The sequence below is a fragment of the Dyadobacter sp. HNCC25DJ183 genome (assembly GCF_056895175.1).
On record NZ_JBXHAP010000001.1, the window covers coordinates 543,737 to 560,214 of the forward strand.

Below are 16,478 nucleotides of genomic sequence, written 5' to 3' on the forward strand. Positions count from 1 at the left end.
GCCACCTTGTTCGCTCACTTTTGTAATTTGCCTTTTTTATGTTTGATAGCGATATCTTAACTCAGACCAAGGTGATGACAAGGCATATTGAAATGCTCGACGCGCTGTTCAAACACGCGACGGAGGGCATTGTGGTAGTGGACAAGACCGGAACAATCGTCATGCTGAACCCGAAAGCGCGCGAGCTGTTCGGTTATGCGGACACGGAATTGATCGGCAAAAAGATAGAAGCATTGATTCCGCAGCGGTACAGCAAAAACCATGTGGGCTACCGCAATGAATACCTGGAAGAACCCAAGGCGCGCGGAATGGGACATTTGATGGACCTGTTTGCAAAGCGGCACGACGGCAGCGAATTTCCGGTGGAGGTTAGCCTGAGCCCATTCAAAACGAGTGTGGGCGAGTTTGTGGTGAGCTTTATCGTGGATATTACCGAGCGAAAAAAACAGGAAAAGCGCATTATTGACGCAAACCTTGAAATACAAAAACTGAACGCGGAACTCGAAGAACGTGTGGAACTGAGAACGAAAGAACTGGCGAATGCCTTGCAGAAGATCGAGGAATCGCAGGAAGAAGTGCTCCGGGCATTGAAGAAGGAAAAGGAGCTGAATAATATGAAAAGCCAGTTTGTGACCATCGCTTCGCACGAGTTTCGTACGCCGCTGGCCACCATTCTGTCCTCCGCCTCGCTCATCAGCCGGTATACTACCACTGAGGAGGAGGAAAAAAGACATAAACACGTGCAGCGGATCAAGTCCGCGGTGACCAACCTCACCGAGATACTGAATGATTTCCTGTCCATCGGCAAGCTGGAAGAGGGCCACGTGCACATTGTTCCTGTGGAAGTGAACCTCGCTGCATTTGGCAACACGCTGGTGGAGGAAATGCAGGGACTCTGCAAGGAAGGTCAGCAAATTCAATTTCAGCTCACCGGGAATGCGGAAGTTTGGCTTGACAAGCAGCTTTTACGCAACATTCTGTTCAACCTGCTTTCCAACGGGGTGAAATACTCCGAGCCCGGAAAGATGATCAGCCTGAATATCAAAGCAGATAGTGAATCCGTGGTGATCGAAGTGAAAGACCAGGGCATAGGCATACCTCTGGCTGACCAGTCCAACGTTTTCGACCGGTTTTTCCGTGCGCAGAATGCAGGTACCGTACAAGGAACCGGCCTCGGGCTGAATATCGTAAGCAAATACGTGGACTTAATGGGCGGGACAGTCTCCTTTTCGAGTGAAGTGGGTATAGGTACTACCTTTGTAGTGACTTTGCCTAACCTGGTACCTGCCAAATCAAAGTCCATTTCCCTGTAAGTGAATCTGAATCATTGAAACTGACGCAAATTGGAAACCAAAAAGATATTACTGATTGAAGACAATCCCGAAATGCGGGAGAATACGGCCGAGATCCTCGAACTCGCTAACTATAAGGTAGTTACCGCGAAAAACGGGAAAGAAGGTGTGCAGGTTGCAGCCGAATTTGGCCCGGATATGGTCATTTGCGATATCATGATGCCCGAGCTCGACGGTTACGGCGTGCTGCACATGCTCAGCAAAAATGAGAAAACGGCCAATATCCCATTCATTTTCCTCACTGCCAAAGCCGAGAAAGAGGATTACCGGAAAGGCATGACAATGGGCGCCGACGATTACCTCACCAAACCTTACGACGACATTGAGCTGCTCAACATCGTAGAAATGCGACTGCAGAAGAGCGAGCGGCTCAAACGCCAGTTCGAGCGTTCAGCCAGTGGACTGGACCAGTTTATCGAGGACGCGCAGGCTTTTGATATGATCGCGAAACTGGCCGAGGATAAGAAAACGAGAACGCTGAAAAAGAAGGATACTATCTACACCGAAGGCAGCTATCCTTCTAATATCTACTTTCTCAGGAAAGGAAAAGTGAAGTCCTATAAATCGAACGGCAGTGGTAAAGAGTACATTACCGATTTGTACAAAGAGGGCGATTTCTTCGGTTACCTCGATCTTTTACAGGGCGAACCTTACCAGGAAACCGCCATTTGCCTCGAAGAATCGGAGCTTTCCATGATCCCCAAAGATGACTTTTTCAACCTGTTGCAGGCCAACCGCGAGGTATCTTCTAAGTTTATCAAAATGCTCTCGAACGAGATCAAAGACCGGGAAGACCGTTTGCTGCAACTGGCATATAACTCGGTGAGAAAGCGGGTGGCGCAGGCGCTGGTGATGCTGGTGCAGCGTTATCAGGAAGATAAATCGAAACCATTTTCCATGTCCATCACCCGTGAAGACATTGCTTCCATTGTAGGTACTGCCACTGAAACGGTGATCAGGACTTTATCAGATTTCAAAGAGGAAAAGCTGATCGATATGAAAGGAAGCCTGATCACTGTTTTTGAGTACGAAAAATTGGCAAGAATGCGCAACTAGACTTTTGGTCCAGCTGCGCATTTGAACTTCTCAGGCGCAGATCGCGAGTTCAGCAACCGTCAAACCGGATTCAATTTCCGTCAATTGCCTTAACATTTCCGCACGATAAGCTTCATCCTGATTCTGCATTTGCGGGATCAGGGTTTTGTAATAATCGATACCTGCCAGCAACTGTTCGCGGAACCTGGTCAGGTATTTTTGCTTTTTGTCAGTGAAGTTGCGGAGGTGCAGTTCCACGTCTTTCCGGTAATGCGTCACATATAAATTGAGCTCATTGATAAACATATTCGGCCGGGCTACGTGGGACAGCAGGTTGATCTTGCCATAGATATGCGCCACCATTTCGTCGAGCGAAGCCACCTCAGAGAACCAGGCCAGGTTGGGGCCGGGACAAATCGCAACGCCGTGGTTTTCTCTCGCGCCCAGCAAACCATGCTTGATCAGCGTGCCGGTACTCAGTCCGTCGCACAGACATACTTTCTCGGTAACTGCATTGAATTGCTCCTGGTATTCACTTTCCTGCAGGTTCAGGGATTTCAATTGCTTGATTTTCAAATTCTGATACTCACGCGAGGCGGTGCAAACAGGTTCCTGGGTGAATTCGGTATTGGACACGAGGTACTTCTTGGTACACGGACTTCCCGGCCTGCCTTTCGCAATCCTTTCCAGTCGCTGCTTTTCAGAACTGCTCTTTCTGAAATTATTAAACAAAACACCCAGCGGGGAAGAATTGCTTACATAATAGTCTGACTCATCGGCACCCGCGAGATTACGCAGAGTTTCCTGATCCACATTGGTCGCCTCGGGAACAAGTAAGAAGGGGCTGCCCCAGCCGGTAGCATCTACCTGGTAATGTTCAAGCAAAAAGCTGTCTTCCTTCGCCGTTCCGATTCCACCCTGAACGGTAATGCGAAGTGCAGGCGCATTGGTTAGCTTAATATCCTTTGCTAAAAGCGCATTTTGGTACAAGCCAAAAAGTTCGTCGATAAGCTCCTGCCTTTTCTCTTTGAACTCTTCGAGGATAGGCCCGAGAAGATAACCATCGGTAGCAAACGCGTGGCCGCCGCAATTCAGCCCAGACTCAATCCGGAACTCCGAAATCCATATTCCTTTTTTGGCGAGGTACTTGGCCTGGATCAATGCAGAGCGAAAATCACTGACTTTCAGAATGATCCTTTTACCAAAATTCCCATCGGTATCGGGCAGAAAAACATCAAACTGATCCAGGTAATTGTACAACCTCGGGTTCATGCCGGCCGAAAGTACGAGCGATGCATTGAGGTTGCTGTTGGCAAAACCGCGCAATGCAGCCGACGCGTCAGAAAATTGGTCAGGAAGCTTTTCGCCGTATACATCCTTGTTCAGCTTGTCGACCTTGGACATGATATTCACATCAATCGCGCCTTTGACCAGGCCGTTTCGAAGCTGTTCTTCCATTTCAGCACGTTCGGCCGGGTTTTCTGTGGCCAGCATTTGCAGGTACAGCAGTTTGAGCGGAGCGGTATCGGGCAGCAGGGTAAAGTAGCGGGTGATTTCTGTTCCGTTCTCAAAAGGCGAATGGCGGAGATCGTTGAATTTCCTGTTGACGATCCTGTCGAGCAGATTGAGGTATTCCGTGATGCGGCGGCTCCTGAAATCAGGCTCATCCTTCTTGATAGGCGTATAAACCTCGTTGTTTTGGAGCGAATGAAACCTGCGCATGCGCTCGATCATCTCGTCGTCGACAATTGAAGCAACTGACGAAATGCCGTAATGCGCGACTTTGGCCGGTGTATCCACCGAATAACCTAACCCGAGAACGGGAATATGGAATGTATGCATTGTTTGACTTTGGATAAAATTCTGATAAAATCCCAAAGTCAAAACTAGGCGCATTCGCCTTCCCGAAACCTGACCAGTATCGCGTCGAAATATGAAAAAGATCAGTTTGAAAATCTTAACAAATCCATAATCGCCCATTTAGCTTCTGTTTACATTCAAATCCGTCCTTTGCGGCTGCGTTGACGCATTGTAGCCAATGCATTTACATTCACTCAGGAAATGAAAAGAAGGGATTTTTTTACAAACAGCTCGGCGGCACTTTTGGCTGGTCCAGCATTGTTCGGCGGCAATAGCAAAACTTCGGCTCCCATTAAGAAAGGCAGCATAGCCAGGAATATCATCTTCATGGTCAGCGACGGTATGAGTACCGGTACGCTGAATATGGCCGACCTGTTGCTCAAACGCAAAGAAGGGCGCGATACCAGCTGGATGAAGCTGTACCTTGAACAAACCGGCAGCCGCGCATTCATGGAAACTTCTTCTTCCAATGCGTTAGTAACCGACTCAGCAGCAGGCAGCTCCGCCTGGGGCGGCGGCAAAAAAGTACCGAACGGAAACCTGAATGTGAATGCCGACGGCAGCTTCAATAAGCCCATTCTTCAAAAATTCAAGGAGGCAGGCAAGTCGGTAGGCTGTGTTACTTCAGTGACGATCACCCACGCGACGCCGGCGGGTTTTTGCATTAATAACAAATCGCGGGGAGACGAATCGGAAATCGCGTCGCAATACCTAGATCTCAAATTTGACGTGATGATGGGCGGAGGCGCAGAGTTCTTTTCAGGAGAAAAGCGCAAAGACAAAGCCGACCTTTTTGCAGATTACACAAAAGCGGGTTACACCGTCGCCCGTGACCGCAATGCGATGCAGGCGCTCAATAACATTCAAAAGCCCATTCTCGGTATTTACTGCGAAGGCGCACTTCCCTATTCCCTCGACACGTTCGAGAATAAGGACCTTCAACGAAAAGTACCTACCCTTGCAGAAATGACGGCAAAAACGCTTGAACTGGTTTCCAAAAACCCGAAAGGATTTGCGATCCAGATTGAAGGCGGCAAGGTAGACTGGGCTGCGCATTCAAATGATGCGGCCGGTTTGCTCTACGATCAGATCGCATTTGACGAGGCGATTAAAGTGGCACTCGATTTTGCCGCAAAAGACAAGGAAACACTCGTGATCATCACCACAGATCACGGCAATGGAAATCCCGGATTGTTCGGCAGCGACAAGCAATTTGATCTTTTTCAAAAATTCAGACATACCAACAACTGGATCCTGGGTGACCTGAAAGAAATCCCAACGGCCGCACAGCTCACCGAGCGCATTGAGTTCGCACAAGGGTACGCGATCAAGCAGGCGGAAGCTGAAAAACTGATCGGATTGTTGGGTGATAAAAACGAAAAAGGACTCTATATCACCAATAAGAAGCTTTTCCGGGAGCTCGGCGCTATCCAGAGCAGCTATACCGGAGTCGGCTGGGCCGGAATGGACCATTCCGCTGATTATGTGGAACTCGCCATGTTCGGTCCCGGCAGCGAAGCGCTGATACCTTTCGTACATAACACAGAACTGCACAACTTTATGCTTGAAAAAACAGGAATAGCAAAAGTTTAAAATGCATTAATACCGGCCGCATTTCACCAGAAGTGCGGCTTTTTTTATGTTTGAAGCATAAAACGGGCTATTTTTGACGATCACATCTTAATTGTTGATCATGTCAAAAACCGCTTCCAAAATTATCCTCGCCTTTATACTGGCCGTATTTGCAAGTCCCTCATTCGCGCAGTCACGCCCCGACGTGGAGAAGAAGCTGACAGAAATGGGCATTACCCTGCCCAAGCTGAATGCTTCCAAAGGTAACCTGCTGCGTGCTGTCCGCGTGGGCAACCTGGTGTACCTGTCAGGCCACGGACCAGACAAGCCCGGTGGCGGACAGATCCTCGGCAAAGTGGGCGATGACCTGACGGTGGAGCAGGGAAAAGAAGCTGCCAAACTTTGTGGTATCGCGCTGCTGGCTTCCCTGAAATACGAAATCGGTGATTTGAATAAGATTAAACGAGTTGTTAAAGTACTCGGAATGGTCAATTCAGCGCCTTCACTCACACAGCAGCCGCAGGTAATCAATGGTTTTACCGATTTTATGGTCGAGGTTTTTGGTGAAAGCGGCAAGCATGCCCGCTCGGCTGTTGGTGTAGCATCGCTCCCTTCGGGTATTGCGGTGGAGATTGAAATGATCGTGGAAGTGGCTCCCTAACCAGCTGTATATACTTTTCAAAACGCCCGGGTCTGCGATCCGGGCGTTTGCATTAAAGGCGGGCAAGCTGCTTTCGGGCAAAAAATGATTTTACAGAAAAATATTTCGTGAGCGGCTAGGTAATTAGTTTTGGCTGTCTGTCATATCAATACAGAGCCAAATCATTGCAATATGGGTGGATTTACCAGGCCGGATCATTCAGAAGACGAAGAAAGCAGCCGTTTTGCGACGGGCAATGCGGCTGCGCGTGCAGGCAACGGAGGCGGGCTGTCTGACGGCGAGTTCTTCATCCGGAAAACCTTTGAAACCGACGTGCAGAAGGGTTGTGAGTTGCTTTTTCAGCGATACTACAAGCCGATGTGCAGCCACGCGGTGCGTTTTGTTTATTCCAAAGACATTGCTGAGGATATTGTCGCCGAGATCTTCTGCAATTTCTGGGACAACGAATCCTACCACACCGTGCATTCGTCTTTCGGCGCTTACCTGTTCGGTGCGGTGCGAAACCGCTGCTTTAATTACCTCCAAAAAGAGCAGAACAAAACGCTGTCGCTCGATGCGATCGGTGAAAACGATCCCGTCCATTCCATTCTGCCCGAGAAGATCATGCAGTACGAAGAGCTTTATCAGCAGGTAAATACGCTGGTAACCAGCCTCTCGCCCCAATGCCAGAAGGTATTCATCATGAACCGTTTCGAAGGAAAAGCCGGCAAGGAGATCGCAGCAGAGCTTAATCTTTCCACGCGGACGGTTGAAGCCCACATTGCCAAGGCACTTTCCATTTTGAGAAGCGGCCTGCGGCATTACTGGACCGAAATCCTGCTGCTCGCGCAATCGGGGATCCTGATGAAAGAATTTGAAAATATCATAACCAGTCTTTAGGTAATCACTTCTTCCTGCCTGTCTGTCAGTCAGGTTATCCATACCATGCCATGTCATTAATCAACAAATCCTTCCTTTTCGAACATTTCGCCGGCCGGACTTCTCCATTGCAAAAGAAGCTCATTGAAGAATGGCTGCAATCGGAGGCGGCCCGTGAGCAGTTTTACAGCTGGCTTGCCGAATGGGAGACTACTTTTCCGCTCTACGATCCGGAGCTCGCCGCGCCGCTGGAACGTTTCAGCGCGTATATGCGCACGCCGCGTGAGGCTGCTCCTGCCGGAGATCTGAAACCTGCGGCCCGTCGGTCTGCGTTTACAGGCTACCGTTTTGCTGCCGTTATTGCATTGTTACTGGCCGCATTTGCCGGCTGGCTGGGTCGCGATTACCTGGTATATGCGCATTATCACGCCGATTTTGGTAAAACAAACACCATACTGCTCGCCGACGGAAGCCGCGTTACGCTGAATGCGAATTCTGTATTGCGCGTTCCCCGCTGGACTTTCGGGAATTCCAACCGGAACGTGTACCTGGAAGGTGAAGCGGAGTTTTCGGTCAGGCATTTGCCCGATCACCAGCTTTTTGAGGTGCATACCATGGACAATGCGCTGGTAACTGTGCTCGGTACAGAATTTACGGTTTATACCCGAGAGAAACATACAAATGTGGTCCTTAACAAAGGAAAAGTACGGTTGTCCCCTCCCGCGCGCGGCCAGTCGCACACAATGGTACCCGGCGAGCGCGCCACGATTGACACCGGTGGCAAGATCAAAGTAGAAAAGCTGACCGCCGCCCAGCTCGAAGCCGGGCTTGCATGGAAACAGCACCGCTTCATTTTTGATAATACGCCGCTGAGCGAAGTGGCCGAGCGTATCCGGGAAGTATTTGGCGTGCAGGTACAGATTGCCGACAAAAACCTGGCTATACGTACTGCCACAGGCTCTTTCCCTGCTGAAAGTGCCGAGGAGCTGCTGACCAATATGTCGGTGATGTACGGCTTTGAAATCGTTAAAACCAAGAAGCAATTACAGATTATTCCTATTCCCTGATCCTTTCCATTTCATCCTAACCAACCCTTAAACAACCCACTGATTATGCATAAAAGACTACATTTGGTCCGGCGGCTATTCCTTTTGCTTGCAGTCAGTACATTACCTACCCTGGTATCGGGCCAGCTGCTGGCCAAGCTGAAAAGTCACCCGGCCCAGCAACGCGTAGAACCTCAGCGCGCTATGTCGCTGAAAGACATGCTGCTGCTGTTGAAAGACCGGTACCACGTAGACCTTCTGTTTGAAGAAAAGATATTGCCGGAAGTACTTCTACCGGGCAATGCGATCCGCTCGGGTGTATCTTTTGAAAGTAACCTGAAAACGCTGCTGCAATCCACAAGCATCGGTTTTTTGAAGGTAAAAAAGGGTACTTACGTGCTGGTTGACCAGCGTAAAAGCAGGGATTTCATGAAACCTGCGCCTTTGAGCCCGCAGCAGAAAGAAACGCAGCCGCAAACTTTTCCAGCCATTCCGGCGCGTCCGGAGCCGGCAGCTGCATTGGTTCCTGAAAAAGCGCGGATTGCTGCGGACAATATCACGATCAAAGGAAAGGTATTCGACACGCACGAGCCGCCGCGCGAACTGCCTGGCGTTACGATCGCTGTAAAAGGTACTACCGACGGTGCTTCGACGGACGAAAACGGCTACTTCGCTATTGATGTTCCCAGGGATGCAATACTGGTATTTTCAATGGTAGGCCACAAGAGCGTGGAGCATCTTGCCAAATCTGCCAATTCCAACCTGATCATCGCATTACAGGAAGAAGTAGCCAGCCTCGACGAAGCGATTGTAGTCGGACAAACCGAGCAGAAGAAAAAGCACATTGCCGGTTCAATCTCTTCCCTGAACGTAGCTTCGCAAATCAGCGGAAAACCCATTACTACACTCTCGCAGTCGCTGCAAGGTGGTGTAACCGGCTTGCAGGTGCAGCAAAGCTCGGGTATGCCGGGCGGTGATGCGGCGGCGATCAAGATCAGGGGGATCAGTACACTCGGCAACTCCAATCCATTGATCCTGGTAGACGGTATCCCCATGGATATGAACCACATAGACCCGGTTACCGTAGAAAGTGTGACCGTTTTGAAAGATGCGGCAGCTTCGGCAATGTATGGCGCGAGAGCCGCGAACGGGGTGATCCTGGTAACTACCAAAAGGGGAACGCCGGGCAAGATCAGCGTGACTTACGACGGGTACGTGGGCAGCCAGTCCCCTACTTACCTGCAGGAGCTTGTGGATGCACCGCAGTACATGCGGATGTACAATGAAGCGCGCGTCAACTCGGGTAACCAGCCTTTTTACTCCGAGGATGTGATCAGCAAAACCCAGGACGGCTCCGACCCTATCCTGTACCCGAACACCGATTGGGTCGACCTGATCGTGAAGGAAAACTCACCCATTACCAGCCATTCAATCTCACTTGACGGCGGTAATAACCTGGCGCGGTTTGCGGTGACAGCCAACTATATGTTTCAGGATGGAATGATCCCCCTGAACAAAATGAACCGTTTTAATATCCGCGCGAATACCTCCATTACCGTCAACAAAAGCTTTGTTTTTGATGTAGATCTGTTAGCCATAAAAAGAAATACCCGCAACAACTTCCGGCCCGACGAAGGTTCAGGCTTTGGTAACCGGATACTGGAAGATGTGTACAGGGTACCTCCTACCATTTTACCAAAATACCCTGAAAAAAACGGCAGGACCATGTACGGCCGCTATGCAGACATTGTGAATCCGCTGGCCTATGCTGAGAAAGGTGGGTACCGCGACTTTGAAAGTGCTCAGGCGATGATCAATATGCAGCCTAAATGGGAAGTTTTCCCGGATTTCAATCTCAAAGGACAATTCAGCTTCCGGCTGAACAGCGACCAGCGCCGCTCAGTGGCAGATGCTTACAACTTCTTCGACTACGGCACCAACCAGCTTGTGCAAAGCTGGGGTGTAACGCGCTCGGGCACTTTTGAAAGAGCTACTTACATGTACCTGGCGGCGAATGCGGATTACACTTTCACCCGCAACGATCACCGGCTCTACGCATTTGGCGGGTTCTCAACTGAAAAGAACAGTGCAGGATCATGGGATGTAAATACAATGGTTTCGGGTTATACGAAGCTGAACTATTCTTACAAAGACAAGTACCTGATCGAGGCGACTGCGCGCGCGGATGGTTCATCCAAATTCGGCCCGGGGCACAAATGGGGCTTTTTTCCTTCTACGGCGATCGGCTGGAATGTGCACCAGGAGGAGTTTATGAAAAACGTGAAGTTTATCAACAACATGAAAGTGCGGGCGTCGTACGGATTGTTGGGAAATGAGAACATCGGGCTTTACCGCTACCAGACGCTTGTGCAGGGTACCAACGGATACGAAAACATCTGGGGCAATCCGGATATCACCTGGGAAACCGTCGGGCTTTTTGATGTTGGCCTCGACCTCGGACTGTTTGGTAACTCGCTTGAACTGATCTTCGATTATTATGACAAGATGACCAAAGACATTATCCTCAATCCGCAGGTTTCCTACGTGGGTGGAATGGGAAATGTGCCTATTAATGCAGGAAAGGTGAGAAACCGCGGCTGGGAAGTTTCGCTCAACTACTTCAAAGAACTTGGCTCTAACTGGAATTTGTCTGTAAAGCCGGGCGTCTCGTACAACAAAAACCGCATTATCAAACTGCAAAATGGTCCGTATCTGACCAGCACGTCAATTAACCAGGAAGGCAGTCCGATCAGCAGCATTTACGGCTACCGCAGTGCCGGGCTACTGCAGGAAAGCGATTTCAACAGTGAAGGAATGCCATTGCTGCCAACAGTAGTCGGTGCAAAACCTGGCGATATCCGGTATGTGGACCTGAATGGAAACGGACAAATCGACGCGCCGGATCAGGAAGCGATCGGCAATCCGGTACCGATGTTCAACTACTTTACCAACCTGCGGCTGGCGCACAAGAAATTTGATATCGAAATACTGGTGCAAGGTACCGGCAAAAGCGATCAGCGGCTCACAGGAATGCTCGCCTACCCGCTCGACCAGACGGCAGACGGCGGTGTACCCACCATTTACTATTCGCAGCGCTACTGGACTCCCGAACGTACCAATGCAAGTTTCCCGAGGCTGTCCAACACGCCTGCCAACAACAAGCTTTCGTCCGATTTCTGGATTCAGAACGGAGCTTATTGCCGGGTGAAATACATTCAGCTGGGGTACAACCTGCCTGTGAATGCAGTGCGGAAGGTGGGCGCGTCGGCTGCGCGGTTTTACCTGAATGCACAAAATCCGTTCGTCTTTACACCTATGAAACTGATGGATCCCGAGAGTCTGGGTAACCAATGGACTTACGGCATTATGAAAGTGTACACGGTGGGTATCAACGTAAAATTCTGACAACTTCCAATATGAAACAGATAACTAGGATCTGCCTGACGCTGGTACTGCTGACCGCATTCACCGGCTGCGAAGATTTTTTGACCCAAAATCACCCGACTGGTATAACAGATGATAAATTCTGGGAAACGGAAACGCATGCGCGGGATGCTTTGAAAATCGTCTATGATGCATTGCCCGGTGGAACGAACGGTCGCGATATGCCGCTGAATACGAGCAATATCATGATTATCTCCGGCCTGAGCGACGAGGCCGTACACCGGGCCGACTACATTGGTGCCTATGAGGAATTTACACGCGGGGTACACAACAGTAACTGGAGTACCGCACTCTGGTTCTGGAGTTCCGACTTCTCGGGTACCCGACGCGCGAGCCGTTTTCTCGAACACGTTGATAAATGCTTTATGGACGAGGGCCTGAAAACGCGCATGAAGTACGAAGCGCGGGCATTGCGGGCTTACTATCACATGGAGCTGTTCCAGTTTTTCGGTGCAATTCCCATTGTAACGAAATCACTTACACCCAATGAAAATACGCTTTCACGCAATACCGAACAGGAAGTGTACGATTTCATTATCTCAGAACTGACCGAATGCGCCAAGAACCTGCCGGATACTTACACGAATGACGAGTTCTGGCGGGTAAACAGCTCGGCCTGCTGGACATTGATCGCGCGGCTTGCATTGTTTTACAAAGATTTTGAGTTGGCTAAAAATGCATCCAAAGCTGTTATCGATAAGAACATATACCAGCTTTACACCAGCAAAACCGCAGGGGCCAACCACCTTGCAGAGCTGTTTACCTACACGGGAATGCTCAACAACGAGCGGATCATGATTCGCCCGGGCGGTGCCAGCATTGCCTGGACGCGGTTTGCACCTTTTGGTATTGGCGGAGAAACTTACACTTCGCCAACCAGCACAGTAGTGGAGAACTGGGAAACCAGACAAGGAAAAACATTGGCCGAACTCGGGGCTGATTCATTAGCTATTTACCGTAAAAACCCGAATTACCGCAACAACCGCGACCCGCGACTGGTAGCTTCAGTCCTGTTCTCGGGGCAGAACTTTGTTGACAATACCTACAAAGTAGATCCGTTTAACAGCTCTCCCACCAACCCCGACCGCATTGGTCTGGAGAAGTCGACTGCAACAGGTTACTGGATCAAGAAGTACCTCGACCCGCGTGACCGGCAGCCAAGAGGTGGCTCGCTGGACTTTATGATCGTCCGGTATGCAGAGGTATTGCTGAACTACGCCGAGGCATTGATTGAGTCCGGTGAATGGAACAATCCCGATGTGACGAAGTACATCAATATGGTCAGGAACCGTTCCAATATGCCCAATGTGGATGTTAAGGTGTATAATTCACAAGCCAAAATGCGCGAGCTGATCCGCCGCGAGCGCCAGGCCGAGCTGGCTTTTGAAGGACAGCGCTACTATGATATCCGGCGCTGGGGGATTGTTGATAAAGTAATGAACGGACAGGTTTACGGCGCTACAAACCCGGAAACGGGCGTGGCGGTAAAAGTAGAGGAACGGGCCTACAATCCGCAAAGGGATTACCTCTGGCCCATTCCCCAAAGTGAAATCCTCGCCAATCCGAATATCAGACAAAATCCTAACTATTAGCCATACTGCCCTGCATATAAGTATCCCAATCCTTCCAAACGGGCTCATAGCCGCTGTTTCGTATCACCCGGGCGATTTCCCCGGGTGAACGTTCGTCTGAGATCTCAAATTGTTCCAGCGAGCCCGCTTCCACCGCATAGCCGCCGGGGTTGGTCTTGGAACCCGCACTGATCGAGGTAATCCCCAGCTGAATGCAATGGTCCCTGAACTTCTCCGACTCCCGGGTTGAAAGGGAAAGCTCCACTTCTTCATTCATGATCCGGTAGGCACAAATCAGCTGAACCAGTTCCCTGTCCGACATTTCAACTTTTGGTTCGAGTCCGCCGGAGAATGGGCGGAGGCGCGGAAAAGACAAGCTGTACCGCGTTTGCCAATATGTTTTTTCAAGATATTGAAGGTGCAATGCGGTGAAAAAGCTGTCTGTCCGCCAATCTTCCAAACCGATCAGCACACCCAATCCCATTTTGTGAATGCCCGCTTTGCCGAGCCGGTCGGGTGTTTCCAGCCTGTACAGGAAGTTGGATTTTTTGCCTTTGGGATGATGTTTACGGTAATCTTCCTGGTGGTAGGTTTCCTGGTAAACCAATACGGTATTCAGTCCCAGCGGAATCAGCTCTCCATATTCCTCGGTGTCGAGCGGCTGCACTTCCATCGAGATCATTGAGAAATGTGGCCGCAGCAGGCGCAGCACTTTTTTGAAATAATCCACGTGAACAGTCTGGTTTGCCTCTCCTGTTACCAGCAGCACATGTTCGTAGCCCAGCTTTTTGATCACCTCTGCCTCCTGCAAGATCTCAGCCTCCGAGAGTGTCCTGCGCCGAACCTTATTATCCAAACTGAATCCGCAATAGGTACAGATATTGGTACATTCATTCGAAAGATATAGTGGAATGTACATCTGAATAGTCTTGCCAAAACGCTTCTGAGTCAGCTTGCGGCTCAGCTGCGCCATAGGTTCAAGGTAGGCGGTAGCAGCAGGAGATATCAGCGCTTTAAAATCTTCCAGTGTTCGCTTTTCCGATAAAAGTGCCTTTTCTACATCCGAGGCGGTTTTTGCGTAAATACTGGCCTTCACCTCTTCCCACGGATGTTGCTCAAAAACTTGCTTAAAGCTCATCTAAAAACGCTGTTAACGGGCTGCTGGCAGAAGCCTGGCTTCCCTGTTTTCCTAATTTTGCTTCAAATGCCATTCTGCCTGCCTCTACGGCCATGCGGAAGGCACGCGCCATTTGTACCGGATCTCCGGCAGAGGCTATTGCTGTATTTACCAGCACTGCATCGGCTCCAATCTCCATTGCCCTGGCTGCGTCCGAAGGAGCCCCGATTCCCGCGTCGATCACCACGGGTACCTGGCTTTGTTCAATGATGATTTCGAGAAAGTCAATCGTCTTCAATCCTTTATTACTGCCTATCGGCGAGCCCAACGGCATTACGGCGGCTGCTCCTGCTTCTTCAAGCCGCTTGCAAAGCACCGGGTCGGCGTGTATGTAAGGAAGAATGACGAACCCAAGCTTTGCCAGCTCCTCTGTCGCTTTCAGTGTTTCAATAGCATCGGGCATGAGGTACTTGGGATCGGGATGGATTTCGAGTTTGAGCCAGTTTGTCTCCAATGCTTCCCGGGCGAGCTGCGCCGCGAAAACGGCTTCCCTGGCTGTCCTTACCCCGGAAGTATTGGGCAAAAGGTTGATTTGGGGATGATTTAAATGCAGGAGAATGTCATCCTGGCTACTATGAATATCCACGCGCCGTAAAGCGACGGTTGCCAGCTCGGAACCAGAGGCAAGCAGGGCTTCTTCCATGATTTGCGAAGAGCTGAACTTACCCGTGCCCGTAAAAAGGCGGGAATTGAATGTTTTATCTGCAATTTTCAACATAATGCTTTCTGAATTTGGTGAAAAATAACCTGCGGATCAGGTACATTGAGAAGCGCCGACGACATAGCGACACCGTGTACTCCGGTTGCGAGCAAGGCCGGTACATCATCAGGAACAATGCCCCCGATCGCGATAATAGGTGTGTTGTACCCTGCCGCAGCCATTTTTTGCATTAGCGCAATGTAACCTTCCAGCCCAAGTACCGGACTGAGGTTTTGCTTGGTAGTAGTAAACCGGAATGGTCCCAGGCCAATGTAGTCACAGCCTTCCTGCACGCGGAGAACGATATCTTCCCAGGTATTGGCCGTGCCGCCGATTACCATTTGGCTTCCCACCAATGCACGCGCCTGTGGAACAGCCATATCCGTGAGTCCAAGATGCAGCCCGTAGGCTTCCACTGCCTGCGCAACCCTTGGGAAATCATTGATGATCAGCTTCGCGCCATATCGGTCGCACAGCCGGGTAGCTTCCCAGGCGAGTTGCAGCACTTCCTCCTCGGGCTTGTTCTTCACGCGAAGCTGTATCCAGCGGCAACCCGCCTCCAAAGCCCTGCTGATACTATCCAGATGCGAGATCGCTCCATTCTCCTGAGAAATAAATTGCAGCCTGCCAATTCTGTTAAGAGAATTGTTGGGATCTAGCCAGATGCTGCCGAGGAGTGCGGCGCCATTGAAGCCCATTTGATATACAGCCTGCAATTTAGAGTCATTAATCCCGCCGATTGCGATTACTTCCCCTTTGAAACTGAGACGATCTAGCTTGAAATTCTCCGGCAATGCGGCGCGGTAATTCAGTTTTGAAATACTATCGAAAACCGGGCCTAAAAACGTATAGCTGAATGCATTGGATAACCATGCCAGTTCATCAGGATTGTGAATGGAAGTACTGAGTGTAAAGCCTCGTAATTTTTGATCTTGAAGCAATTCTTCTGTTTGCGCCAAACGAAGCTGCTCCGGAAAATGCAGCCTTTTAATACCAAACTCCTCTGCGAGTTCATGGTGCTGGTGCAATGCGATCTTTGGATAGTTGACAGGATTGATGTCACGCAGCAGTGAGGCGAGCTCTTCCCTGCTACAATCTGGTTTCCGCAAATGCAGCAGCTGCATTCCCTGATCAAACAGCGCATTGATCCGTGTTGCTTCGTCCTCAAAGAAGTCGGGCCGGGATATGATGATGATTTTCAT

12 protein-coding genes are annotated in these 16,478 nt (G+C 50.1%); 8 read left to right on the plus strand and 4 right to left on the minus strand.

All coding sequences use genetic code 11. The features are described 5' to 3' along the window. Window positions 1-74 precede the first annotated feature (74 nt). Both AC1XTG_RS02240 and AC1XTG_RS02245 read left to right on the plus strand, forming a co-directional pair. Entirely contained in the window at window positions 75-1,313 is a 1,239-nt protein-coding gene (locus AC1XTG_RS02240; protein ID WP_484840836.1) for a PAS domain-containing sensor histidine kinase, read from the plus strand. Window positions 1,314-1,343: 30 nt separating this feature from the next. Further along, window positions 1,344-2,408: a response regulator gene (locus AC1XTG_RS02245; RefSeq protein WP_484840837.1), complete on the plus strand. Its 1,065-nt coding sequence runs from the start codon at window positions 1,344-1,346 to the stop codon at window positions 2,406-2,408. A 30-nt stretch (window positions 2,409-2,438) separates the two neighbouring features. Here AC1XTG_RS02245 and AC1XTG_RS02250 read toward each other — a convergent pair whose 3' ends face one another. After that, the gene (locus tag AC1XTG_RS02250; RefSeq protein WP_484840838.1) at window positions 2,439-4,229 is read right to left on the minus strand and encodes a hypothetical protein; all 1,791 of its coding nucleotides are present in this window, start codon (window positions 4,227-4,229) and stop codon (window positions 2,439-2,441) included. A 219-nt stretch (window positions 4,230-4,448) separates the two neighbouring features. Between AC1XTG_RS02250 and AC1XTG_RS02255 the strand changes: the two genes are divergently transcribed. The 6 genes from AC1XTG_RS02255 (at window position 4,449) to AC1XTG_RS02280 (ending at window position 13,420) form a co-directional block, all read left to right on the plus strand. Next, window positions 4,449-5,840: an alkaline phosphatase gene (locus AC1XTG_RS02255; RefSeq protein WP_484840839.1), complete on the plus strand. Its 1,392-nt coding sequence runs from the start codon at window positions 4,449-4,451 to the stop codon at window positions 5,838-5,840. Between the two features lie 100 nt (window positions 5,841-5,940). Then, window positions 5,941-6,480, plus strand: coding sequence for a RidA family protein (locus AC1XTG_RS02260; protein WP_484840840.1), 540 nt, complete (start codon window positions 5,941-5,943; stop codon window positions 6,478-6,480). 171 nt (window positions 6,481-6,651) lie between these two features. Continuing rightward, the gene (locus AC1XTG_RS02265) at window positions 6,652-7,359 is read left to right on the plus strand and encodes an RNA polymerase sigma-70 factor (RefSeq protein WP_484840841.1); all 708 of its coding nucleotides are present in this window, start codon (window positions 6,652-6,654) and stop codon (window positions 7,357-7,359) included. 50 nt (window positions 7,360-7,409) lie between these two features. Further along, entirely contained in the window at window positions 7,410-8,405 is a 996-nt protein-coding gene (locus AC1XTG_RS02270) for a FecR family protein (protein ID WP_484840842.1), read from the plus strand. 45 nt (window positions 8,406-8,450) lie between these two features. After that, window positions 8,451-11,789 (plus strand): SusC/RagA family TonB-linked outer membrane protein, encoded by a 3,339-nt coding sequence (locus AC1XTG_RS02275; RefSeq protein WP_484840843.1) that lies wholly within the window; start codon window positions 8,451-8,453, stop codon window positions 11,787-11,789. Between the two features lie 11 nt (window positions 11,790-11,800). Beyond that, on the plus strand, window positions 11,801-13,420 hold the full coding sequence (locus tag AC1XTG_RS02280) for a RagB/SusD family nutrient uptake outer membrane protein (RefSeq protein WP_082489268.1): 1,620 nt from the start codon (window positions 11,801-11,803) through the stop codon (window positions 13,418-13,420). Here the strand turns inward: AC1XTG_RS02280 and thiH are convergent. From thiH to AC1XTG_RS02295, 3 genes are read right to left on the minus strand one after another with little or no spacing between them, the layout of a single operon-like run. Next, the gene (gene thiH, locus AC1XTG_RS02285; RefSeq protein WP_056287413.1) at window positions 13,410-14,537 is read right to left on the minus strand and encodes a 2-iminoacetate synthase ThiH; all 1,128 of its coding nucleotides are present in this window, start codon (window positions 14,535-14,537) and stop codon (window positions 13,410-13,412) included. The two genes, AC1XTG_RS02280 and thiH, sit on opposite strands and share 11 nt — an antisense overlap. Then, entirely contained in the window at window positions 14,527-15,294 is a 768-nt protein-coding gene (locus tag AC1XTG_RS02290) for a thiazole synthase (RefSeq protein WP_056287412.1), read from the minus strand. The genes thiH and AC1XTG_RS02290 overlap by 11 nt, the downstream gene beginning before the upstream one ends. Beyond that, entirely contained in the window at window positions 15,288-16,478 is a 1,191-nt protein-coding gene (locus AC1XTG_RS02295; RefSeq protein ID WP_484840844.1) for a thiamine phosphate synthase, read from the minus strand. Before AC1XTG_RS02295 ends, AC1XTG_RS02290 begins: the two co-directional genes overlap by 7 nt.

Bases quoted from the DNA above. Each gene is read 5' to 3' on its own strand.
- AC1XTG_RS02260 (WP_484840840.1), top strand. From the start codon at position 5,941: ATGTCAAAAACCGCTTCCAAAATTATCCTCGCCTTTATACTGGCCGTA.
- AC1XTG_RS02295 (WP_484840844.1), bottom strand. From the start codon at position 16,478: ATGAAAATCATCATCATATCCCGGCCCGACTTCTTTGAGGACGAAGCA.
- AC1XTG_RS02280 (WP_082489268.1), top strand. From the start codon at position 11,801: ATGAAACAGATAACTAGGATCTGCCTGACGCTGGTACTGCTGACCGCA.
- AC1XTG_RS02265 (WP_484840841.1), top strand. From the start codon at position 6,652: ATGGGTGGATTTACCAGGCCGGATCATTCAGAAGACGAAGAAAGCAGC.
- AC1XTG_RS02240 (WP_484840836.1), top strand. From the start codon at position 75: ATGACAAGGCATATTGAAATGCTCGACGCGCTGTTCAAACACGCGACG.
- AC1XTG_RS02270 (WP_484840842.1), top strand. From the start codon at position 7,410: ATGTCATTAATCAACAAATCCTTCCTTTTCGAACATTTCGCCGGCCGG.
- AC1XTG_RS02255 (WP_484840839.1), top strand. From the start codon at position 4,449: ATGAAAAGAAGGGATTTTTTTACAAACAGCTCGGCGGCACTTTTGGCT.
- AC1XTG_RS02250 (WP_484840838.1), bottom strand. From the start codon at position 4,229: ATGCATACATTCCATATTCCCGTTCTCGGGTTAGGTTATTCGGTGGAT.
- thiH (WP_056287413.1), bottom strand. From the start codon at position 14,537: ATGAGCTTTAAGCAAGTTTTTGAGCAACATCCGTGGGAAGAGGTGAAG.
- AC1XTG_RS02290 (WP_056287412.1), bottom strand. From the start codon at position 15,294: ATGTTGAAAATTGCAGATAAAACATTCAATTCCCGCCTTTTTACGGGC.
- AC1XTG_RS02275 (WP_484840843.1), top strand. From the start codon at position 8,451: ATGCATAAAAGACTACATTTGGTCCGGCGGCTATTCCTTTTGCTTGCA.